At 69.8% G+C, this 24,939-nt stretch carries 10 protein-coding genes and 1 tRNA gene; all 11 read left to right on the forward strand.

The window, feature by feature from the left end:
- The first annotated feature begins 285 nt into the window (after positions 1-285).
- The 11 genes from M5D76_RS02110 to M5D76_RS02160 all read left to right on the forward strand — a co-directional run bounded on the left by M5D76_RS02110 (position 286) and on the right by M5D76_RS02160 (position 24,930).
- Positions 286-8,274 (forward strand): InlB B-repeat-containing protein, encoded by a 7,989-nt coding sequence (locus M5D76_RS02110; protein WP_248921740.1) that lies wholly within the window; start codon positions 286-288, stop codon positions 8,272-8,274.
- A 218-nt stretch (positions 8,275-8,492) separates the two neighbouring features.
- A complete protein-coding gene (locus M5D76_RS02115; protein ID WP_248921741.1) occupies positions 8,493-16,304 on the forward strand; it encodes an InlB B-repeat-containing protein in 7,812 nt (2,603 codons plus the stop codon).
- A gap of 127 nt (positions 16,305-16,431) precedes the next feature.
- Positions 16,432-16,710 carry a TIGR03905 family TSCPD domain-containing protein gene (locus tag M5D76_RS02120; protein ID WP_248921742.1) on the forward strand — a complete coding sequence of 93 codons (279 nt, stop codon included), beginning with the start codon at positions 16,432-16,434 and terminating at the stop codon, positions 16,708-16,710.
- Between the two features lies 1 nt (position 16,711).
- The gene (locus tag M5D76_RS02125; protein WP_248921743.1) at positions 16,712-17,986 is read left to right on the forward strand and encodes a Tat pathway signal protein; all 1,275 of its coding nucleotides are present in this window, start codon (positions 16,712-16,714) and stop codon (positions 17,984-17,986) included.
- A 223-nt stretch (positions 17,987-18,209) separates the two neighbouring features.
- A complete protein-coding gene (locus M5D76_RS02130) occupies positions 18,210-18,929 on the forward strand; it encodes a response regulator transcription factor (protein ID WP_248921744.1) in 720 nt (239 codons plus the stop codon).
- Positions 18,930-19,003: 74 nt separating this feature from the next.
- On the forward strand, positions 19,004-20,554 hold the full coding sequence (locus M5D76_RS02135; protein WP_346348393.1) for a sensor histidine kinase: 1,551 nt from the start codon (positions 19,004-19,006) through the stop codon (positions 20,552-20,554).
- A 202-nt stretch (positions 20,555-20,756) separates the two neighbouring features.
- Positions 20,757-21,641, forward strand: a complete 885-nt coding sequence (locus tag M5D76_RS02140; RefSeq protein ID WP_248921745.1) for a phosphoribosylaminoimidazolesuccinocarboxamide synthase — start codon at positions 20,757-20,759, stop codon at positions 21,639-21,641.
- Positions 21,642-21,689: 48 nt separating this feature from the next.
- Positions 21,690-22,367, forward strand: coding sequence for an SUR7/PalI family protein (locus M5D76_RS02145; RefSeq protein WP_248921746.1), 678 nt, complete (start codon positions 21,690-21,692; stop codon positions 22,365-22,367).
- An 81-nt stretch (positions 22,368-22,448) separates the two neighbouring features.
- A tRNA-Arg gene (locus M5D76_RS02150) sits at positions 22,449-22,524 on the forward strand.
- Between the two features lie 299 nt (positions 22,525-22,823).
- Positions 22,824-24,491 (forward strand): EAL domain-containing response regulator, encoded by a 1,668-nt coding sequence (locus M5D76_RS02155; RefSeq protein ID WP_248921747.1) that lies wholly within the window; start codon positions 22,824-22,826, stop codon positions 24,489-24,491.
- Positions 24,492-24,558: 67 nt separating this feature from the next.
- The gene (locus M5D76_RS02160; protein WP_248921748.1) at positions 24,559-24,930 is read left to right on the forward strand and encodes an Hpt domain-containing protein; all 372 of its coding nucleotides are present in this window, start codon (positions 24,559-24,561) and stop codon (positions 24,928-24,930) included.
- Positions 24,931-24,939 lie beyond the last annotated feature (9 nt).

The raw sequence follows: 24,939 nt of genomic DNA on the forward strand, positions 1-24,939 counted from the left end.
GACATCCGCGCGTCCTTCGGGGCGGGGTGCCACCACGGCGTCGTGTTCGACCGCCTGCAGGAGCTGAGCTTCGAGTAGGCGCGACCAACAATCCGATGGCGCGCGGGGCCCGGCGATCCAGTCGCCGGGCCCCGCTTCATACCGCCCACACCTCGCACGTCATCGGCCGAAACATGCCGCCTAGCTCCCGTTATGTAGACCCAGTTGCCACCCGCATGGCATCATTAAGACAACAATGGGTGAACTGCGCCTCGCCCCCGACGGGCGAGCCGGGAGGTACGTGCCATGAAACGCCACTCCACCTCGAGCAAGTTCCTTGCCGTGACGCTTGCCGCCGCGCTGGTCGTCGGCTTTTGGCCGCAGGGCGCGGTGGGTGCCGCCGAGACGGACCCGGCCCCGGCCGCGGATGCCGCCACGCTCCCCGCAGAGGCATCTTCGCCGGCGGAGCCCGCGGCCGCCGAACCCTCGGCCGAGCCGACGGAGCCTTCGCCCGAGGAACCTGCCGCAACTGAGCCCGCGCCCCAGGATAGCGCTGCCGAGAAGAGCGCGCCCTCTGCCGACGCGACGTCCGGGGAAGGCGAGTCCACCGCGACCCCGTCCGCCGGCTGCACCTCCGACGCCGCCTCTGTCGGCGACTCCGCCAACGAGCCCTCCGCCCCCGCTGCGCCCGCGATCGACGAGACGCGCATCTCCGAGAACGGCGTCGCCGTCGAGGTGCACGCCCCCGAGGGAGCCTTCCCCGAGGGCACCATGCTCGTCGTGCGCGAGGCCGACGCGCGCGACGCGATGGCCGCCGCCGAGGCCGCCGGCGCCGTGCGCGGGCGCGCCACCGACGCCCGCGCCGTCGACGTCTCCTTCGTGCGCGACGGCCGCGAGCTCGAGCCTGCCGGCACCGCCCCCGTCCGCGTCTCGCTGAGGGCAATCAACGCCGTCCGCGGCGAGGCGTTCTCAGCAATCCACGTGAGGGACGACGGCCAGGCCGAGGTCGTGGACAAGGGCGCCACCGCGAGCCGCGCCGACTTCGACGCGACCGACTTCTCCGTCTACGCGATCGTCGGCGAGGACATCAAGTACCAGTCGTGGGAGTTCTACAACGCCGCGGGCGAGCTCCACTTTGCCGTGAGCGTCAAGACCACCGACTACGAGGGGGCCGACAAGGAGTCCCAGGCGGCGCAGCGCCTGGCGGCGACGGGCGTGCCTGCCGTCTTCGCCGGCGACGACACCACGGAGTTCGTCGGCTGGTATCTGAAGGGCGACGACGGTGCATGGGGCGACGCCTGGGCGGGCTATCCCGACACGGTCTCCTTCGACGGCAGCGTCACGAGGGTCTACGCCAAGTACCGCGACAAGAAGCATTACGTCTCCTACCACAGCGCGGTCGACTCCGACGCCGACGGAACCTTCGACAAGTTCCCGATCATCCACGTGGTCGAGGTCAACGCAGGCGAGAACCTCGCCGTCAGCGCGGGCACCCCGCTCTTCGTCACGCCGGCCGGCACCGCGAACGTCGGCTGGTCCACGCGCAACGGCGCGGCCTCATCGGACTCCGACGTCTACGGCTACGGAGGCGAGTCGAAGCTCACCGTCGACGCCGACACGGACCTCTACCCGGTCATCGAGGGCGGCTACTGGGTCACCTTCGACTCGGCCGGCGGCACGGGCATCGACAGCCAGTTCGTCTCCGAGGGCAAGACGGCCAAGAGTCCTTCCGACCCCACGCGCAAGGGCTATGCCTTCACGGGCTGGGTGGATGAGAAGGGCGAGGCCTTCGACTTCAAGACGCCCATCACCACCGCGACCACTCTCCGCGCAACGTGGACTGAGGCGGAGACGACCTACCGCCTGCGCTTCTACCTGCAGGGAGCCGAGCCGAAGGACACGATCGAGGAGGATTACTCGTTCGATGCCAACTACCACTTCGAGGTGACGGCTACCACGGGCCAGACCCTCTCACTCTCGGCTGATGACCCCGCCGTTGTCCAGGCTATCGCGGATCACTACACCGTCTCTGGTTTTGCCTACTATTTCGTCAACGATGCCCAGCTTCAGCTCGAGAATGCCAAGGGCCTCACGGTTGCAGCCGACGGGTCGACAGAGTTCACCGTGTATCTCGACCGCATGTACTACTACTGGGGCAACGCGAACTTCAAGCGGCGCTGGGGCCAGAGCCTGGAGGGTGTGTTCAGGGGCCTTTCGCCCAGCAACTTCAACAACAAGAAACGCCTGAAGTTCCAATGCGCGGGCTACACCATTCTGTGGATGGACTATCCCGGAAACTTTGCGAGCGCCACGCCCAGTGGAATATACGGATCTATGGCGGGCTACGGCGCGAAGGATCCCAGTTTGTTATATTGCGGTGCCACATTTAGCTTTAGCGTGGTCAACGCGACCAATCTCGAATGGAAGTACAACCGCAACGTCTACCTGGAAAAGCTCGACTCCACCGGCGAGGACGTCCAGTCGAACTACGACACAGTGTCGCCCCAGCCCATCTTCTGGGGAGACCATGGCGAGTGGGCGTGTAATCCGGGCTATGAGGGCTTCACCCTGCTGCGTTGGAGCAGTAACGTTCGCTGGATCAATTTTAGCGGAGGCGGCAGGCGCCTCGTTTGCACCTTCAAAGGAAGCAAGAGAAGCCAGCAATACTATCTCTGGTACACGCGCAACAAACACAACATCCTGTGGAACGAGAACGGCGGGCCCGACGCGAGTGACCTGACGGCGATTCCGTACCAGAGGAACCTTACGGGCACGGCCGCCCCGCTCGCCGGTGGCAGCGGCTCCTACGTCGCCTACGACAAGGACCCCGACGAGGAGGGCTTCGTACGTCCCACGGTCATGACGGACGCCACGGGAGACCACTGGTTCAACGGCTGGCATAAGGTGAACACTCTCGTCGACCAAACGTACTCCTTCGACGGCGTGACCATGCCTGACAGCGACATCGTGCTCTACGCCGACTGGACCGACGCGCGCTGCAAGGTCACCTACGACCTCGCGGGAGGGACGCTCGCAAAGGATGCCGAACTCAAGAACCGCAGTGCATCGGCAGGCGAGAAGAGCGCGACCGACGTGCTCAAGTACGGCGAGCAGGCGACGAGTCTCTCGTCCGCGCAGATCACGCCTCCCGAGGGAAGCGGCGACCTGCTCGGCTGGACCTATGAGAGCGCGGGGCAGGACGTCACCTGGAGCTTCGCCAACGAGGTCCACTCCGACGTCACCCTCAAGGCGGTCTATGCCCCTGAGGGCGCGACCACCAAGTCCTACAAGATCACCTACGCTGCCGGCGAGGACGCGACGGGCACCGCACCGACCGACGACAACACCTACCTCAAGGGCGCGACGGCCTTCATGCCGAGCGGTGCCGCGCTCCGCAAGGACGGCAGGCCCTTCCTCTACTGGCGCGACGCCTCCGGCGACGCCCACTACGCGGGCAGCCGCTACACCGTGAGCGGCGACGCCACGCTCACGGCGGTCTACTCCACCGAGGCCGACGCCGCGTCCGGCAGGACCGGCCTGACCTACGACTACAACTACGGCTCGATGTCCCCCAACACCTCGCTCGCCTCCCTCACGGCCGACGGCTCCGCGACGCGCGAGGTCTACGTCAACCAGGCCATGGACCTCGACGAGGTCGGCTACCCCGACGTCTCGGGCGCCACGCCCGTGGGCTACGCCTTCTCCGGCTGGTACGCCGACGCCGCCCGCACGAGCAGGCTCGGCGACGTCATCGTCGACGCCTCCTCGGCCGCCGGCGAGAACAGGGTCTTTGCCGGCTGGACCAGAAACGCCTACAAGGTAGCCTTCGACAAGAACGACGCCCTCGCCACCGGGGAGATGGCGCCCGAGGACTTCGAGTACGACATCGCGAAACCGCTTTCGCCCCTCGGCTACTCCAAGGCCGGCTACCACTTCGACGGCTGGGCCACGACCGCCGCGGGCGACGCCGCCTACGCCGACAAGGCGCCCGTCACCAACCTCACCGCCACGGACGGTGCCACGGTCACGCTCTTCGCGACGTGGGAGGCGAACCCCTACCACGTGAGCTTCAACAAGGGCGCCGACGCCGCGTCGGGCACCATGGCCACCCAGGACCTCACCTACGACGCCGCGGCCACGCCGCTCTCGGCCAACGCGTTCTCCAACAAGGGCCGCCACTTCGCCGGCTGGGCGACCGAGGCCGGCGGGGCCTCCGCGTACGCCGACAAGGCGAGCGTCCAGAACCTCACGACCGAGAACGACGCCACCGTCGACCTGTACGCGACCTGGGGCGACAACACCTTCCAGGCCGCCCCGATCGAGGGCGCCTTCACCTACGACGGCGGCGCCCACACCCCGGAGCCGCGCGTCACGGGCGAGGGCGGGACCGTCCTCACCAAGGACGTCGACTACGAGCTCGTCTACAGCAACAACGTCAACGCCGCCGCCGCGACCGATGCCGCCGCGCCGACCGTGACCGTCTGCGCCAAGGCCGGCGGCGACTACCAGTTCGCCCCCGACGTCACGCTCCACTTCACCATCGGCAAGGCCACGTGGGACCCCGTCGACGCGACCAAGGCGACCACCACCCAGTCGATCGTGACCGCCACGCTCTCCGGCGAGGCGTCGGCGCCAACAGACGAGAAGAGCGGCACCCTCGCCCTCACCGACTACGACGGCGCGAAGCCCGTCGAGTACTCGACCGACGCGGGCGCGACCTGGCAGGACCTGCCTGCCGACGGCAGGCTCTCCGGCCTCGCCGCAGGCGACGTCTCCCTGCGCTACAAGGAGGACGACAACCACTTCGCGAGCGCGCCGACGGTCGTCGAGGTCCTCTACGGCGTGCGCGGCAACGTCACGTGGGACTACAACTACGCCTACGTCGAGGGCGCGTCCATGCACTCGGCCGTCGTGAACGACACGCCGCAGGAGCGCTCGAGCGCGGGCATGCTCTACCTCCTCGCGGGCGGCGCGGCGCAGACGGGCTATCCCGTCACCGTCACCGGCGCGACCGACCCCGGCCGCGACGCCACGCTCACGCACGCCTATGGCACCTACTCGCTCGACGGGCTCTCCAAGAGGGTCAGCTACACCCTCTCGCTCAAGCCCACGGTCGCCAACTCCGCCGGAACGAGCCAGATCGAGACCGGCTCCTACGCCGCCACGCAGCGCGGCGACGACTTCGACGTCAACTACGTCGGCGTCGGCAACTTCGACGGCAAGTGGGCCGTCTCGGTCGAGTCGACCGAGGCCGACGGCTACGCCGACCTCGAGGGCGTCTACGTCAAGGTCTTCTGGGCCTCGAGGGACGAGGCGGAGCAGCAGGACGCCTCCCTCTACGAGGTCGTCAGCCAGCAGAACGACGCCACGCTCGGCACCTACTGCGCCGTGTCGGGCTCCGGCGCCGCTCGCGCGGCCACGGGCAGCCTCCCCGTCTGGAAGCTCAACACCGACGGCTTCCCCTCGCGCTACCGCGCCCGCATCATGGGCTTCCGCGTCGGGGGCGTCGACTATCCCTGCGCCCAGGACTTCCTCTCCTCGCTCGAGAGCCCGCTCTACTACGACGCCGAGAAGGACGACGGCTCCACGCAGGGCCAGGACCCCATGCGCGTCACCGTCTCGGGCCTCGCCGTCCCGATGGTCGCCCTCGACCTCAACGACGGCGGCGCCACCCCGGCGGCCGCGCTTCCCGAGGGCGTCGCCAACCACGTCCTCGGCAGCCCCGAGGCCGCGCCCGCCACCGCCTGGCGCGTCGCCCGCACCGCCGTCGAGGCCGCCCGTCCCGCGTGGGACGGCCACGAGTTCGAGGGTTGGTTCGAGAGCGCGAGCCCCACGGCCACCGACCGCCTCGCGGCAGACGTCGAGGGCCTCGCCTCCAGGAAGACCCTCTACGCACACTGGTCCGAGAACCAGGGCGTGCCCGAGGGCCTCGCCGCCACGCGCCTCACGGCCCAGCGCGACCCCGCCAACGACGCGGTCCTCACCGACGGCTCCGGTGCGCCGCTCACCAACGACGACGGCACCATCACCGGCGTGACCGACGCGATGGAGTGGCGCCGCCGCGCAGACGACGGCACCTGGCCCGACGCGTGGACGCGCGTGGGCGCGGGCGAGAAGAGCGTCGCCGGCCTCTCGGCCGACACCTACCAGGTGCGCTACGCCGCCACCGAGGCGACCGACGCCGCCTGGGCGCGCAACGTCGGCGAGCCCGCAGAGGTCGTGGTTTCGGCCAAGTCCCTGCCCGACGCCCCGCCTGCCCCCATCGTCGACTCCGCGACCGCGACCACCCTCGTCGTTCGCGTCGAGGACGGCCAGCAGTACAGCGTCGACGCCGGTGCCCACTGGGTCACGCCCGCGGCCGGCGCGGCCACCCACGTCTTCGAGGGCCTCACTCCCGGCACCGAGCAGCACGTCGTGACCCGTCTCGCCGAGACGGACGACGCCTATCCCTCTCCCGCGAGCCCCGAAGACAAGGTCGAGCTGCCCCTGCTGAAGCTTGACGTCACGACTCCGGAGGCGCTTTATCACACCTATAGCGGCGAGCCACAGCACCTGGTTGAGGTCGCCCAGGCGCCCGAGGGGTGCGTCGAGGTCAAATACGGCGTCGGAAGCGATGACGACATGGGCTATGTGGACGAGCCTCCGCAGGAGACCGTCGTGGGCACCTACCCGGTGCGCGTCTGGTTCGTGGGAGACGACATCCACGAGGACGAGGTCGTCGTCGTCCAGGGCGAGATCGTCCGCGCCGACAACGCCTGGACCGACGGCCCTACCGCGCCCGGCTGGGTCGCCGGCCAGGAGCGTCCCGCGCACACGGCCACGGCCAGGTTCGGCAACGCCTCCTTCTGGTACGCCCCCGCCGGCTCCGACGAGTTCGTCGCCACGCCGCCCACCGAGCCGGGCGAGTACGTCGTGCGCGCGGCGGTCGACGGCACGCCCAACTACTTCGGGCTCGACTGGCAGGCGCCCCTCACGGTCGCAGCCGACGCCCTCACCTACCTTCCCAACTCGATCATCGCGATGGGCTCCACTGCCGCGACCGAGGGCAAGACCGGCGATGCCGTCGCGGCCGCCGGCTGCGACTTCACCTGGCCGCAGCACCGCTTCAAGGGATGGAACACCGCACCCGACGGCTCCGGCGCCTCGTACCAGCCGGGCGACCCCTTCACGCTCACGGCCGGCGACGACGTGCTCTACGCCCAGTGGGACCCCGTGGGCGAGCTCGCCTACGACGGTAACGGCGCCGACTCCGGCTCCGTCGAGCCGCGCCTCGGCCGAGCGGGCGACTCCGTGCCGGCAGCGGCCAACGGCTTCGTGCGCCGCGCCTGGCGCTTCACCGGCTGGAACACGGCTGCCGACGGGTCCGGCCGCGCCCTCTCCCCGGGCGAGCCGCTCGAGCTCGCCATCAGCGGCAACATTCTCTACGCCCAGTGGGCGCCGCGCCAGCTCGCCGCGACACTGCCCGAGGGCGCGGTGGCGCCGGGAGTCCTTCCCGCCGAGCCCAGGCCGGCCGTGACCGACGCCGCGGGCGACGGCCCCGCCCCTGTCGAGGGCGTCGACTACGCGCTCTCCTGGGAGGGCAACGCCGCACCCACCGAGCCCGGCCGGCCCGCCCGCGTCACGGTGACGCCGCTCAAGGGCGGCCAGTACGAGCTCTCCGAGCCGGTCACCCTCGACTTCGAGATCCCGCGCTCCCTCGGCCGCGTCGTGCAGGAGGAGGTTCCCTCCAACTGGGGCGGCGCCCGCATCGGCCAGGGCGACGAGGCGATCGCGGCCGCGGTCCCGCTGACCCGCGAAGAGGCGGCCCAGGTCGGCGCCGGCGCGACGGCCTACGTGAGCGTCTCGGTCACCGACGTGACCAAATCGATCGCCCCCGCCGACGCCGCCCGCATCCACGCGGCCGCAGGCGAGGCGACCCAGCCCGGCGCCTTCCTCGACGTCCGCGTCCGCGTCCGCGTGGGCGACGGCGAGGCGCGCGAGGTACACGAGCTCGCAAGCCCCCTGACCGTCGAGCTCTCGCTCCCTGGCGGCCTCTCCGGATCCGCGGTCGCGGCGGTGGTCCGCGAGCACGACGGCACGGTCCAGGCGATCGACTTCGAGTCCGACGGCGCCGCGCTGCGCGCCTCCTCCGACCGCTTCTCGATCTTCGAGGTCGCCGTCTCCCCCGACGCGAGGGGCGCTCGCCCGCTCGCCAAGACCGGCGACGCGACCGCGCCCGCCGTCCCCGTGGCGCTCGCCGCCCTCGCCGTCGCGGCGCTCGCGGCGGCACTCCGCGCGAGGCGTCGCGAGCAGTAGGGGAGCGCGACATCCGCGCGTCCTTCGGGGCGGGGTGCCACCACGGTGCCCCGCCCCGTCACGTTCTGCGCGCGTTGGCCGATTGCCGTTCCGCCAGCTGCCCCTATCATGCCGCCCACGCTGCGCATTCTCGACCAATGCGTGACCTCCATGGGAACATATAGTCAGAATGGGAACACGCTGCCCATCCCACACGCTGACGCATGGAGGTACGTGCCATGAAGCGCGATACGACCACATCAAGGCTCCTCGCTGCGGTCCTCGCCGTGGCGATGGTCGCGAGCCTCTGGCCGCAGGGTGCCGTGCGCGCCGCCGATGCCTCGCCCGATCCCACGGCCGCCGAGCAGGCCACCGCCGCGGAGCCCGTCCCTGCCGACGAGGCTACCCCCACCGCGGACGTCACCACAACGGACGACGCGCAGTCCCCGGACGACGCGCAACCCGCCGACGCCACCGACGCCACCGCTCCTGCCCCGGACGTTTCCGCCGCCGAGAAGAGCGCGCCGCCTTCCGAGCCAGCGCCTGCTGACGGCACGCCCGCCGCGGCCGCGAGCCCTGACCCCGCGGCGCAGCCGGCGGCCCTCGTGGACCCCTCCTCCGCCACCGAGCCCGCTACCCCTGCCGCCCCCGCGATCGACGAGACCCTCATCGCCGCCAACGGCGTCGTAGTCGAGGTCCATGCTCCCGAGGGCGCCTTCCCCGAGGGCACCACGCTCGTCGTGCGCGAGGCCGACACGCCCACGGCCATGGCCGCCGCTGACGCCGCGGGCATCACCGACGGACGCGCCGTAGACGCCCGAGCCGTCGACGTCTCCTTCGTGCGCGACGGCCGCGAGCTCGAGCCGGCCGGCGGCATCCCCGTGCGCGTCTCGCTGAGGCCCATCTCCGCGGTTCGTGGCGAGTCCTTCTCGGCCATCCACCTTCGCGACGACGGCACCGCCGAACCCGTGGCCTCCGCCACCGCGAGCCGCGCCGACTTCGACGCGACCGACTTTTCCGTCTACGCAATCGTCGGCGAGGCCGACAACGTCAACGTTTTCGAGCGCGTCTGTGTCTCCTTCCGCGCGGCCGGCTCCGTCGTCTCCACCCAGTCGGTCCGCCTTGGCGACACGCTCGAGGCGCCTATCCCGCCCACGGCGTCTGACGCCGACAAGATCTTCGACCACTGGCAGGTCGGCAGCCTCGACCTCACCGGCTACCTCGGCCGCGCGCTTTCGGTCGACGACATCCACGCCATCGCCGCCGCGGGCTCTGCCGCCTTCGACGGCTACAACGTCGCTCAGGTCACGGCCGAGGCGAGCTTCTCAGACGCGCGCACCGTGCGCTTCCACCAGTACCCCCACGCCGACGTCGAGCACCAGGGCGTCGTCGCGTCCTCCATGCTCGCCCAGAGCAACGGCGACGGCGGCTATTCCGTCGACCTCTCCACGGTCACGTACTCGCCCATCTCCGCGTCGGCCAGCGTGCAGATCACCAAGTGGGAGCTCTGGAGCGACGGCGCGACGGAGCCGTCGCAGTCCTACGGCGTGGACGAGAAGATCACGGTCTCGGGCGAGACGGACTTCTACCCGCACCTCGCCGAGGGCTTCTGGGTCTACTTCGACACGGGCGACGCGCCCAGGGTCGGCTCCGAGTTCTTCGTCGATACGGGCGAGGGCGCCACGGTCCCGGTCGCGGACCTTCCCGAGGCGACGTACGCCGGCTATGCCCTCGAGGGGTGGTTTCGCACGCGCACGGGCGACGCAGAGACTGGTTACACCTACTCCGACCAGGTGACTGAGGACCTCACGCTCACCTCAGACATCACGCTCTACGCCAAGTGGGTCCAGTCCACCTCGCCCTTCAAGGTCGTCCGCTGGGTCGAGGGCGCCGAGGGCGGCCCCGGCGAGGGCATCTATACTTTCCTCGACTCCACCACGATCCAGGGAACCACCGGCGCCACGGCGACGGTTACGCGCTCGGGCAGCAACTTCAACGTCGCCTACGGCGGCACTTCGAGCAACTACGCTGTCGGTAGGTACGATCCCGTTCCCGAGAAGAGCGACGCCTCGGCCGTCATCGAGAACGACGGCTCAACCATCCTCAACCTTTACTACTCGCGTCGCTGGTGGGTCATCCACTTCCGCTCGAGCTCTGGCGGCGCGGATCTCCATGTCGGGAAGTTCAAGTGGGGCCAGTACATCGCCGATGAGATGAATGCCTCGGCGTATGGGAACTGGTACAGGGGCTGCAACACGCACCTCCGCTTCCTGAACGGAAAAAGTGATCTCATGTACGGCCTCTCGGGCCACATTTCGAAGTACGTCGAGATGCCCTACAGCAACGACGGAACGGGCACGCACTATCGCAACTTTCCCGCCGGGTGGGAGACGGCGAACCTCCTCGAGTTCTATCGCGAGGCCTCCCCGGGCGGCGCCTATGACAAGCAGGTCACCGACAGCGCCGGCAGATCATACAACGTCAAGCTCTACAGCTCGACCACGATGGCAAAAGACATCAGCCTCCAGTTCGACAACTACACCGGCTACCATGCCTATCGCATGAACCACAAGGGCGGTGTTCGTTACATCGGAGACGGCGATAACGGGTCACAGCGAATGGCCGCTGGCACCATATACGACGTCAACGGCAACAAGAAGAATGGCGTCCAGGTCTTCTACAAGCTCAAGACCTACAGCATCTCGTTCGACACGCGCGGCGGAGAGGCGATCGGCGCGCGAAGCATCAAGTTCACCTATCCCATCATCGACGTCATGCCCGACACCACGGGCATGACGAAGGTCGGAAGCTACGGTGAGACCCAGACCTTCGGCGGCTGGTTCGAGAGTGTGGCCGATGCAGAGCATGCGGCCGACCACCCCGAGAAGAGCTTCGATCCCGCTGGCAAGACGATGCATGCCGGCAACATGGTCCTCTATGCGGGCTGGATTGACCCGACGTTCACGGTCAGCTTCAACTCCGACGGCGGCACCGAGGTGGCGTCCCAGACCGGCCTCAAGGCAGGTTCTTTCGTGGCCGAGCCAGAGACGCCCACCAAGAGGGTCGGCGGCGTGGACTACACGTTCGTGGGCTGGTACGAGGACGCAGAGCTCACCCAGCCCTGGAACTTCACCGCGGACACGGTGACGAACAAGGACCTCACCCTCTACGCCAAGTGGGTCAAGGGCAGGGAGTACTCCGTGACCTACCACGACGGCGACGCGTCCTCGACGGCCCCCGGCACCTACCGCTACGGCGCGCGCGTGGCCGTGCCTCCCGCACCAGCCTCCGCACCCGCAGACTTCCTCGGCTGGTCTATGGTGCGCGACGACGCCTCGCGCCTGGTGGGCCAGTCATTCGTGATCGAGCACGACACCGACCTGTTCGCCGTCTTTGGCGACGCCCCCGAGGGCTCGGGCCCGGCCGTGACCCTGCACCCCAACTACCCTGAGGGCTCGGCCGGCGAGGCCTCGCCGGTGACGCTGCGCGCCGAGCGCGCCAACGCCGCCGTGACGCTGCCCTCCTCGGTCGCCGGCGCCGACGCCCCCGGCTGGCACGTCGTGGGCTGGGCCGCCGGCGCCCCCGCCGCCGAGCCCGACCACGCCAGCGGCGAGTCGGTCGCCGTGGCCTCCGACACCGACCTCTACGCGGTCTGGGGGAGGAACCAGCTCTCGGCCGAGCTCTCGGCCTCCTTCGCCTACGACGGCGCGCCCCACCGCCCCGAGCCCACGGTCTCGGGCTGGGACGGCTCGGCCCTCGAGCGCGGCCGCGACTACGAGCTCTCCTGGAGCGAGGACGCCACCTCGGCGGGCGAGAAGGGCGTCACCGTCTCGGGCCGCGGCGCCTACGCGCTCTCCGACCCGGTCACGCTCGCCTACGAGGTGGTCCCCCGCGCCGTGACGCTCGCGGCCGGCGGCGGCTCGAGCAGGGTGGGCGAGCCGGTCGCGCAGGTCCCCTGGTCGGTCTCCTCCGGCTCGCTCGTGGCCGCCGGCGACCTCGGCGAGGTGCGCGCCACGACGGCGGCCGACGGCACGGCGGTCGGCACCTGGCCCACGACGGTGTCCTTCACGCCCAGCCCCAACTACGCGGTGACGACGGTCGACGGCACCTACCGCGTGAGCGCGGCGACGCTCTCCGTCACGGCACGGGGCTATTCGGGCACCTACGACGGGGCCTCCCACGCCGCCTCGGCGACGCTCTCGCCCGCGGGCACCGGCGCCCGCGTCTGGTGGTCGGCGGAGGGCCCGCTCACGGGGTCCGACTTCTCCTCGAAGGGCTCCCTCGAGCCGCCCTCGCGCTCGCATGCCGGCTCGACGACGGCCTGGTACTGGGTCGAGGGCACCGAGACGCACCGCCCCGACCCCGAGTCCCAGTCCGGCTCGGTCGAGCTCTCCGTCGCGCCCGCCCCGCTCAGCGCGAGGGCCAACGACTGCTCCGCCACCTACGGCGACGAGGCTCCGGCCGACCCCGGCGTGACGTGGATCGGCTTCGTCGCGGGCGAGGGGCCCTCCTCGCTCTCGGGTTCCCTGTCCTACTCCTTCGCGTCAGCCGCGGGCGAGTCCTACCGCGCGGGCAGCCCCGCCGCGGCCTACCGCGTCACTCCCTCGGGCGCCTCCTCGCCCGACTATGCGATCACGTTCCTGCCGGGCACGCTCACGGTGGGCCGGCGCATCGCCGAGCTCTCGTGGCCCGGCCCCGACGCGCTTCCCTACACGGGCTCCCCGCGCGCCTGCGCCGCGCCCTCCGTCGCCAACGCCCTCGCGGGCGACGACGTCTCGGTCGACGTCGCGGGCACGGCCTCGGCCACCCACGCGGGCTCCTACGTCGCCGTCGCATCCGGCCTCTCCGGCGCTGCCGCGCGAAACTACCGGCTGCCTTCCACCGGCCTCTCGCACGCCTGGTCGGTCGAGCGCGCAGCCAACTCCTGCACGGTCGCGATCGACGGCTGGCGCTACGGCGAGGCGCCGGCCGACCCCGTCTGCGTCGCCGGCTTCGGCGCGTCGACGGCCTCCTTCGAGTACGCCGAGTCGGCCGACGGCCCCTGGTCGCCGACGCCGCCGGCCCATGCGGGCACCCACTACGTCCGCGCCGTCGTGCCCGGGTGCGCCGACTGGGACGGCGCCACGAGCGCGGCGAGGGCCTTCCGGATCGCGCGCGCCCCGCTCACGGTCCGCGCCCGCGACTGCTCGACCACCTACGGCGAGAACGCCGTGCCTGCCGGGGTCGACCTCATCGGACTGGTCGCCGGCGACACGCCTGCCTCTGTCGGCACGACGACGGTGACCATCGCCTTCAACGAGTCCGCCGACGGCACGGGCGCGGCCTACGAGGCCGGTTTCACCGCCGCCCGCATCTACTACGCCGTGCCCTCCGGCCTCGTCGCGGCCGACTACGACGTGACGTACGAGGCGGGCACGCTCACGGTCAACAAGAGGCCCGCGCGCGTCGCGGCCCGCGACGCCCAGTCGAAGAAGGGCGATGGCCTTGCCGCGGTCGGCTGGGACGCCTACGGCCTCGCCGCCGGCGACGGCCCCGAGAAAGTCGCCTCCTTCGTCCGGACGTGGACCGACGCCGTCGCCTCGACGGCTGGGCACTACGCTACGTACGCGGGCTGGGCCGAGGGAGTCACCTCCCATCCCGACTATGAGCTGACCTTCTCCGAGGGCACCTATACCGTGACCCGCGGAGACGTCAGGGTTGCCGCCTCCGGCTGGTCCGGCACCTACGACGGGACGGACGACGGCAAGGCGGCATCGGTCGCCCTCTCGAAGTCTACGGGCGAGGCGTACCCGGCTGGCAAGGCCCGCGTCCTGTTCAGCGCGACGATCGACTTCTCCTCTGGGGAGTTCCTCCCGGTCGAGGACCTGGCCACGCTCGCAACGGCCGAGGACGTCGAGTCCGATGGGTTCAGGGCCGCCTGGGCGAGGCTCGAGTCTGCGATCGACGACCACCTTGCCGCCGGCGACGTCTTTGAGACAAGCCCGACGTTCGCGCGCGCCGGCGACCATCCCGTGCACTTCCTCGTCGTCTCCGAGCAGGACGCGCCCGACGTGGTCTGCGGCGCCGTCTCGGTGGCCGTCGCCCGCGCCGCGCTCGCGGCCCGCGCGAGGGACTGCTCGACCACCTACGGAGAGGGCGCACCGGCCGACCCCGGCTACGTCCTCGAGGGGCTCTGTGCCCCGGACGTCGACGCCTCCTCGCCGACGGGCGCACGCGAGGGCGTGGTCTGGGGCGAGGCCTCGTACTCCTTCGCCTCTCCGTCCGGCGACCCCTATGCGCCGGGCGATCTCGTCGGCTCCTACCGCATCACCCCTGCAGGGCTCGCGGCCGCCGACTACGACGTCTCGTTCGTTCCCGGAACACTCTCCGTCGGCCCGCGCGAGGTCGCGCTCGCGTGGTCCGCGGATGATTCCCTCGAGTACAGCGGAGAGGAGCTCGCCTACGCCGGTGCCTCCGTCGACTCCGCGTCGGTGCTCTTTGGCGACGACGTGTCGGTCGGTCTGCAGGCGGGCAACCGCGCCGTGGGTGCGGGGTCCTACCTCGCCGTCGTCACGTCGCTTGCGGGCGCAGACGCCGCGAGCTACCGCCTTCCCGCTGACGCAACCCACGCTTGGGAGGTGCGCCGTGCCTCCAACGAGTGCGCGGTATCCGCGACGGGCTGGACCTACGGCCAGGACCCGCGCCCGGCCGACGCCTCCGCCCGCTTCGGCTCGCCCGTCGTCGAGTACGCCCCGGCGGGCACCTCCGACTTCACGGCCGACCCGCCCACCCACGCCGGTTCCTACGTCGTCCGCGCCAGGGTCGCCGAGACCGCCGACTGGGAGGGCGCCGAGTCGACGACGTCCCTCGAGGTCTCCCGCGCCCAGCTCGTGGTCCGCGCCCTCGACCGCGTCGCCGACGAGCTCGGCGAGGTGCCGGCCACCGACTCGCCCGCCGAGGGCGTCGACTACCTGCTCGACGGACTCATGCCCGGCGACTCCGTCGAGGTCTCGCTCTCCTACGGCAGGGGAGGGGAGGCGGCCGAGCCCACCACCGACGCGCCGGGCACCTGGGACGTGTTCTGCGCGGCCGACGCCGGCCCCGACTACGAGGTGACCTGCGAGGCCGCGGCGCTCACGGTGAGGCCGACCCGCTACGACCTGCGACTCATGGACGCAGATCGCGAGGTCGCCGCCATGCGCGTCGACCCGTCCGACCCCGCCCTGCTTCCCGCCGCGTCAGACCTCGGCCTCTCGCGGGAGGGCTGGGCCTTCGCCGGCTGGGCCGCCTCCGCGGACTCGCTCGAGACGTCCGTTCCCGACGGCGGCCTGCCGCCTGTGGCAGGGCCCGGCACCGCGGTCGAGCTGCATGCGCTGTGGTCGCGCCCGGTCGCCTTCCACGGTGCGGCCGAGGCGAGTGCTCCGCAGGCGGCCGACCTCTCCGCGCAGTCCGAGGGCGCGCTCGCGCCCCAGGCAGAGGGAGTGCTCACCCAGTACGCCAACGGCGGCGTGCTCGGTCCCGTCGACGCGCCCATGGTGGCCGCGCGCGAGGGCTGGGCCGCCTTCGGCTGGTCGTCCTCGCCCGACCCGGCCTCCGCTCTCGTTGCCACGCCGGGCGAGTCGTTCGTCCCCGAGGTGGCCGAGTTCTGGGCGATCCAATCCCGCGACGTGACCCTGTCCTTCGACGGCGGCGAGGGCGCCGAGGGCACGCCCAGCCCCGCAACCGCGGAGCAGCTCCTCTCGGCTGCCGGCGCCGTGACCTCCGTCTCGCTCGCGACCCCCGAGGGCGCCCCGACGCGCGAGGGCTTCTCGCTCGCCGGCTGGGACGTGGACCGCAGCGTGGGCCATGTGGCGCCCGGAGGTGCGGCCGAGGTCGCACCCGCCGCGAGCGAGTCGGCCTCGTACGTGGCGCGCGCCGTCTGGGAGGAGCTGCCGGCGGGAGCCGAGCCCGCCCGCCGCGCGCCGCTCGCCGGCACCGGGGACGTGACGCCCTGGGCGAGCGCCCTCGTGGCGCTGATTGGGGGCGTCGCCTTCGTTGCGGCGGCGCTGCGCAGGCGGCGCCGGGTGCGCTAGGGGAGAGGGGCAGGCTCTTCTCGGCTCATGAGGACTCCTTGTGGGCGCCCTCGACCGCACGCGCGGCCGGGGGCGCCCGGATGTCTGGCTGGGTATACTGTCTGCAGGAAACCGAGAGAGGGGCACGATGTTCCACCATGACTTCAAGCCGCGCGGCGTGTGCTCGCGCGCGATTCACATCGACCTGGACGACGCGGGCGAGGTCGTCGAGGGCGTCACGTTTGACGGCGGCTGCAACGGCAACCTCAAGGCGATCGGCCTGCTGATCGAGGGGCGTCCCGTGGACGAGGTCGTCGAGGTGCTCGCGGGCAACACCTGCGGGCCGCGCAAGACGTCGTGCGCCGACCAGCTGACGCTGGGCCTTCGCGAGGCGCAGGAGGCGCTGCGCGCGGGGGCGGGGGCCTAGCATGGGGCTCCTTCGCGACCTGCGAGAAGGACGTGGCGCGAGGCTCGCGAACGCGGGCGGGCGGCACACCGTCACGCGCCGCGGGCTCATCAAGGGGACGGCGGCCGTGGGCGCCACCGCCGCCGTGGCGAGCGTGCTGGCGGGCTGCCGCTCGAGCGACGAGGGCGCCAACGAGCCCGTGATGGTCGATTCGAGCGCCGCCGACTACGTGATCGACCCCAACACCAACGAGAGCCGCTTCGACTCCAAGGAGAGCAGCCTCTCGCCGGCCTACACCTGGGACATCGCGCTCGGGAGCGTGCTGCACCCCACGAGCGACTCGACGTGGATCCCCATGACGTGCGCCGGTTCGAGCGCCATGCCGATGGTCAGGGCGTCGGCGCTCTCGATCACGACGGGCGCCGTTGTGGACGTGGTCGCCACGCCGCACACCGAGCCTGCCGACAACGTGGTCATCTACGACGTGCGCTGCTCCGACAGCGTCTACGCCTGGGCCGAGCTCAACCTGCTGACGCGCGCCTGGCGCCTGTACGCCGCGCGCTTCGAGGGCGGCGAGATCACCGGCTCGACCACGACCCTCTGGGAGGCCAGCGCCGACTACGACCCGCCGCGCTTCGCGGTCGCGGGCACGCTCGTCATCTGGTACGTGATGCCGAGCGCCTCGGGCGGCAAGTCCGGCGAGCGCTCCTTCTGCTACCAGTGGCGCGTGGGCGACGACAAGGCGCACGCCGTGATCGACTCGCCGGGCCGCTTCGCCGGCTCGCCCGCCCCGTCGGGCTCGACCGTCACGGTGGTGCCGCGCGTCAACTCCGACTCGGGCGTCTTCTACGGCATCACGGCGCTCTCGCTCGACAACCTCTCGAACCAGGTCGACCAGCTCGTACTTCCGGCCACGGTCAAGCCGCTCTCGGCGGTGCGCATGGGCGAGAAGTTCGCCTTCTCGATCGAGGCCAACTACGCCACCGGCGGCCTGCTCGGGCAGATGGGCACCTACATCGGGTCCTCCGACGGCAAGTTCGTCGCGCTGTCGCGCGAGCCCTTTGCCGACGTGTCGGGCAAGGACGGGCTCTACTTCGTCAAGAGCTCGACGTCCTACTTCGTGATCGACACGAAGGAGCGCTCCTACCAGGTGCTTGCCGCCCAGAACCGCAGCGTCGACTACGGCGAGTACCCCGCCTCGGTGGGCGAGGGCTCTCTGTTCGTGACGTACTCCACCGTCAAGCACGAGTCGACGGGACGGCCGACGTCGGTCACGGTCCGCGCCTTCGCCCTGTAGGCACGCTCTTCTCGCCTGCGAGGGACGCTCTTCTCGCCCGCGCGGGGCCCTGACCTGACCGTGCGTGGTTTTTTCGGACTTACTATGGAAATATCGCGCTACAGTGTGTATGTTTGGATAGTTTGCCCGTGTGCGTGGCACACGGCGCCTAGACGGTCGTCCCGTGTCGCACGCGTCCGCCTTGGGGCTTTCTGCGTGTGACTGCTGATAGGAGGGAGTGCCGATGTCATCGGACGAGAAGCGAATTCTGCTGGTTGAGGACGAGAAGACGATCCGCGACGCGGTCGCGGCCTACCTCGAGCGCGAAGGCTACATCGTTCGCGGCGTCGGCGACGGCCAGAGCGCCCTCGAGGAGTTCGAGAAGCACTCCTTCGACCTGATCATTCTCGACCTCATGCTCCCCAAGCTCTCCGGCGAGCGCGTCTGCCGCGCCGTTCGCGAGACGTCGAACGTGCCCATCATCATGCTGACCGCCAAGGGCGAGGTCGAGGACCGCATCATCGGCCTCGAGCTCGGCGCCGACGACTACCTGATCAAGCCCTTCAGCCCGCGCGAGCTCGTGGCCCGCGTGCGTGCTCTTCTCCGCCGCGCCCACACCGAGAGCGAGCCGGTGCTCGAGGTCCTGGACTTCGGCGACCTCGTGATCGACATCTCCGGCCACAAGGTCACGGTCGAGGGCACCGAGATCGACCTCACGGCGTCCGAGTTCAAGCTGCTCACCACCCTCGCGCGCTACCCGGGCCGCGTCTACACGCGCATGGAGCTCGTCGAGAAGGTCCTCGGCTACGACTTCGAGGGCTACGAGCGCACCATCGACTCGCACGTCAAGAACCTGCGCGCCAAGCTCGGCGACGACCCGCGCAACCCGCGCTGGCTCTACACCGTCCACGGCGTTGGCTACCGCTTCGAGTCGGCCAACAAGAACGAGGCCGAGGGCAAGTAGGCCCGACGCTCGCACAACGCAAGACCAGATGGGGCGTCGGGCCAGGTCCGGCGCCCTCTTAGTAGGGGGTACCTGTGGCGTTCTACATCGACGAGGCGATGCGCTCCTATGACGAGCAGATCGGCCATGGCGGCAGCGACTCGAGCAAGGCCTCGTTCAACACGCTGCGCCGCGACTCCTCGCCGGTGCGTCCGGCCAAGACCTTTGCCGGCCGCACCGCGCTCTACTTCGCGCTCACGGCGATCATGTGCGTGGGTGTCTTCTCGCTCGTGCTTGCCACCATCTGGGAGCAGGAGTTCCAGGGCTACACCCGCCAGAACATGCAGCGCCTCGCCCAGCAGGCGTCTATCTCGCTCGCCTCGGCCTACGGTGACGTGGGTGGCTGGACGGAGGGCGTCATCTCGTCGGGACGTGCCATCACGGAGCCCTACCCCGGCATGGGCATGCTGATCCTCGACGGGTCGGGCAACGTCATCTACCGCGACCCGAACGCCACCATCGCCGACGACCAGGAGGACGGAGAGCGCAAGTTCCCGGGCTCGGGCTCGGAGGTGCTCGTCTCGTCCGAGATCTACTCGTCCGGCGGCGTCAAGATCGGCACCGTCCGGCTCTGGTCGTTCGAGGCCGACACGCTCTTCACGAAGGCCGACCTCGCCTTCCGCAAGAACTCCTACTACGGCATGGGCCTGGCCGCGATCATCGCGATCGGCCTCGCCTCGGTCATCGGGTTCGCCGCCTCCCGCTCGCTCACGCGACCGCTCTCGAAGGTGACCTCGACGGCCAACGACATCCGCAACGGCAACCTCACCGCCCGCACGGGCCTTACGGGCGACGACGAGATCGGCCGCCTCGGCGAGACCTTCGACTCCATGGCCTCCGAGCTCGAGCGCGACATTAAGTTCGAGCACCGCCTCACCTCCGACGTCGCGCACGAGCTGCGCACGCCGCTCATGGCGATGCAGGCCACGGTCGAGGCCATGCAGGACGGCGTCATGCCGGCGAGCAACGAGAACTTCGAGGTCGTTGCCAGCGAGGTCAGGCGCCTCTCCCGTCTCGTCGACGCGATGCTGCACCTCTCGCGCGTCGAGAACAACAACGACTTCAAGACCGAGCGCACCGAGATGGTCTACGTCGTGAAGAGCCTCGTCGCCATGCAGGAGCAGCTCTTCGCCGACCGCGACCTGCGCCTGCGCTTCGACGACAAGATCCCGTCGCACGAGCTCTACGCCGACGTGAACCCCGACCTCATCCGCGAGGCCATCACGAACATCATGTCGAACGCCATGCGCTACACCCCCGAGGGCGGCTGGGTCATCGTGACGCTCGACCGAAACCGCACCGAGATGATCATCTCGGTGCGCGACACCGGCATCGGCATCGCTAAGGAGGACATCCCGCGCATCTTCTCGCGCTTCTGGCGCTCCGACGCCAGCCGCGAGCGCGTGTCCGGCGGCCTCGGCGTCGGCCTCGCCCTCACCAAGGAAATCGTCGACAAGCACAACGGTTCGATCAACGTCGAGAGCGAGCTGGGCAAGGGCACGACCTTCACCCTTCGCATCCCCCTGAGCCGCAAGCGCACCTCCGCGACGACCCGCGACGCCTCCGGCGAGGAGCTCATCGGCTAGAGCTGCAGCCCGAGCGGGCCTCGGGGCTGCCCTGCGCGCACGCCCTTGGCTTCCCGTTCTTTTCTTTACATGCATGTATCCTCAGCTGCGGCGCCGTGCTCATACACTACAATCTACCTTGCTGTGTCGCGAGGGCTGGCTGCCGCCCGGCAGTGCGGGCCTCGCGAGAGCGACGGTTACATCCACGAGGGGAGAGACCAACATGGGAGCCATGGAGCTCAGGCCCGATTCGCACGGCAAGGTCCGCGACATCTACGATTGCGGCGACAGCCTGCTGATGGTCGCAAGCGACCGCATCAGCGCGTTCGACTACATCCTGCCTGACGAGATTCCGAGCAAGGGCGAGGTCCTCACGCGCGTGTCGGCCTTCTGGTTCGAGAAGTTCGCCGACATCATCCCTAACCACCTCATCACCATGGACGTCTCGGAGTACCCGGAGGAGTACCAGCGCTACGCCACCTACCTGGCCGGCCGCTCCATGCTCGTCAAGAAGGCCGAGCCGCTGCCCATCGAGTGCATCGTCCGCGGCTACCTCACCGGCTCCGGCAAGAAGACCTACGACGTCGACCGCACGGTCTGCGGCATCACCCTGCCCGACGGCCTGACCGAGGCCTCCAAGATCGCCGAGCCGATCTTCACCCCGTCCACCAAGGCCGAGCTCGGCGACCACGACGAGAACATCTCGTTCGAACGCTGCTGCGACATCGTCGGCCGCGACATGGCCGAGCAGCTCCGCGACGCGTCGCTCAGGATCTACGCCGCCGCGGCCGACTACGCCGCCACCCGTGGCATCATCATCGCCGACACCAAGTTCGAGTTCGGCCTCATCGACGGCCAGCTCACGCTCATCGACGAGTGCCTCACGCCCGACTCCAGCCGCTTCTGGCCGGCCGAGGGCTACGCGCCCGGCCACGTCCAGCCGAGCTACGACAAGCAGTTCGTCCGCGACTGGCTCAAGGCGAACTGGGACATGGTCGGCGAGCCGCCGCACCTCCCGGCTGATATCATTAAGGGTACGTCCGAGCGCTACCAGGAGGCGTTCGAGATCATCTGCGCCAAGCCGTTCGCCCCGATGGGCGCGCGCTAGCGCTTGCAAGAAGGCCCATGTACGCGGGCCCGAACTAGAAGGAGAACCATGTCGCTCATTGACACCATCAACGGTGCGAAGAAGGAGGCGGAGGCCAACTCCGTCCGCACCGACAAGGGCGCCGACGCCAACGACGACGCCAAGAAGCCCCGCAATAACAAGCGCTCCGCCGCCGGCGCCAAGCCCGCCCGCGAGGCCGCGGCCGGCGTCCGCGTCGCCAAGTCCGGGTCCCACTCGTCCGGCAAGCCCGCGAGCGAGATGACCAAGGAGGAGAAGAAGGCGGCACGCCGAGAAGAGCGTGACGCCGCGGACCGCCGCGCAGCCGCGCAGCGCGCCCTCCTCAACCAGATGCCCGGCTACAAGAAGACCCAGCGCGTCTGGTGGATCCTCCTCGGCATCGGCCTGGTCGCCACCCTCATCAGCTGGCTCATGGGCCAGTACATCCCCACGGCGCTCTCCAACCCGACCTCGCCCGAGGGCATCGTCATGATCGCGCTCATGGTCCTGGCCTACGTCGTGATCATCGCCGCCTTCATCTACGACTGGCGTACCGTGCGCCCCATGCGCAAGGCCGCCGACGCCCAGGCCAACTCCCTCACCGACAAGAAGATCAACCAGGTGCTGCGCAACGAGGCAGACGAGGCCGCCCGCAAGCAGTCCGAGAAGGACAAGGCCAAGGCCGCCCGCCGTGGCTCCAAGTCGCAGAGGCACGAGCAGCACAAGTAGCCAATTCGGCTCACTCACCCGCGCATGCACGCGAAACTCTGGTGCATGCCGTGGGGGAGTGATGCTAGAATATGTGAGCACGGCCCCGTAGCTCAGGGGATAGAGCACAGGTTTCCTAAACCTGGTGTCGTTGGTTCGAATCCAATCGGGGTCACCAGAAAGATCGCAGGCCAGAGGCAGTCAGTCTCTGGCCTGCTTTTGTTTGCGAGAAGAGCCTGCCCCTTCGCGGCCACCAACCTCGCCCACGCGCGCCTTTTGCCCCTTGCACCCGAGCGTGTGGCCTGCGGCCGATTGCCGAGGCAAGGGCGCCGACCTCGGGCGCCACATGCTAGCATTTGATGAGCAAGACGTTGGTGCCTGTTGGGCATGCGTAGCATGTGTCCGGGCGCGACCGTCCTCGCGCCGGACACCCGTCCGCGCCGGCCGTCGCGCCCCTCGGGGGATGACGCGCCTATGATGCACAGCCGACCAATCAACCTCAGTGGCGTCAAGCGGACGATACTCGTCGTCGAGGACAACGAGCTCAACCGCGAGATGCTCTGTGCTTTCCTCTCGGACGACTTCGACATCATCCAGGCCGAGAACGGCCTCGTCGGGCTCGAACAGCTCGAGCAGAACTACGAGGACCTCTCGCTCGTCCTGCTCGACGTCTACATGCCCGAGTGCGACGGCTTCGAGTTCCTGCGCCGCAAGGGCGCCGACGAGCGCTTCGCCGCCGTCCCGGTCATCGTCGCCACCGCGAGCGATGCCGCGGAGGACGAGATCGCCTGCCTCAAGCTTGGCGCGAACGACTTCGTCGTGAAGCCGTACAACGTCGAGATCATGATGAACCGCATCAACAACATCATCCGCCTGCGCGAGTCGGCGTCCATCGTCAACCAGCTGACTTGGGATGACGTGACCGACCTCTACACGCGCGAGTTCTTCTACCGCCGCGTCGAGACCGTGTTCAGGGCCTATCCCGACAAGGACTTCGACATGGTCTGCTGCGACGTCGAGAAGTACAAGTCCCTCAGCGACCGCTACGGCAAGGCCGCCTGCGACGTCCTCCTGCACGACCTCGCCGCGCGCCTCGCCGACGTTCTGCCCGCGTGCGTGGCCGGCGGCCGCCTGGGCAGCGACACCCTCGCCTTCCTCATCGAGCACCAGGAGGGCGACTGGACCGGCATGTTCGAGACCATTGCCGACGACATCTTCGCGACGAGCGTGAGCGTCAAGTTCGGCATCGTGCCCCGCGTGAGCCCCGAGCTGCCGGTCGCGCTCACGTGCGACCGCGGCCTCATCGCCCTCGACAAGCTCAAGGGCACCATCGGCAGCGGTGCCGCCTTCTACACCGACGAGCTGCGCGTCCAGCAGATCCGCCAGCACATGATCGTCGAGGACTTCGACGAGGCCCTGGCCCAGCGCCAGTTCGTCGTCTTCTACCAGCCCAAGCACGGCCTCGGCGCAGACGCCACCTGCGGCGCCGAGGCGCTCGCGCGTTGGACCCACCCCGAGCTAGGCTTCATCTCGCCGGCCGAGTTCATCCCCCTCTTCGAGAGCAACGGCATAATCACGAGGCTCGACCTCTACATCTGCGAGGAGGCCTGCCGCGAGGTCCGGCGCTGCCGCGATCTGGGCCTGCCGGTCGTCCCGATCTCCTTCAACGCCTCGCGCCTCGACTTCGACGACGCCGAGCTGCCCGCCAGGATCGCCGCCATCGCCGACCGCCACGAGGTCCCGCACGACCTGCTCCACATCGAGCTGACCGAGACCATCTACTCCGACGGCCCCGAGACCGTCGCCCGCGTCCTGCGCGAGCTGCGCGCCCTCGGCTTCGGCGTCGAGCTCGACGACTTCGGCGCCGGCTTCTCGTCGCTCTCGTCGCTCAACGTCCTGCCCATCGACGTCATGAAGCTCGACATGAGCATGATCCGCCAAGCAAGCGAGCTCGACGACTTCCGCATCGTCGACTCGACCATCCGCCTCGCGCAGGCCCTCGGCTTCACGACCGTCGTCGAGGGCGTCGAGACCGCCAGCGAGGTCGACCGCCTCAGGCAGGTCGGCTGCGACCTCGTCCAGGGCTACTACTTCTCGAAGCCGCTGCGCCGCGAGGCCTTCGAGCGCTACCTTGCACGGGGCTAGCGGCGCCCCGCGCAGCCGAGAAGAGCCGCGCCCTCGCGCGCGGCCCGCACGCCAAAGGGGAGGCCACATGGACCTGAGAGAGCTTTACGACCAGATCGGCGGCTCGTACGACGAGGCCATCGGCCGCCTGCGGACCGAGTCGCTCGTCGGCACCTTCGTCGTGCGCTTCGCCGCGGACCCCTCGATCCCGAACCTGCTCAACGCCTGGTCGCGCGGCGACGAGCAGGCCGCCTTCGAGGCTGCCCACGCCGCCAAGGGCGTCTGCCAGAACCTCGCGCTCACCTCGCTCGGCGAGCCGGCCTCCGCCATCTGCGAGGCGCTCCGGCCCGGCAACGACGACCTGCGCGCCGCCACGGACGTTGACGCCCGCATCGGCGAGCTTCGCGACGCATACGAGCGCGCCATCGACGCCATCGACGCCTTCGAGAGGGGCCGTTAGGCCAGAGGG

The organism is Olsenella intestinalis, from assembly GCF_023276655.1.
Taxonomy (GTDB): domain Bacteria; phylum Actinomycetota; class Coriobacteriia; order Coriobacteriales; family Atopobiaceae; genus Olsenella_J; species Olsenella_J intestinalis.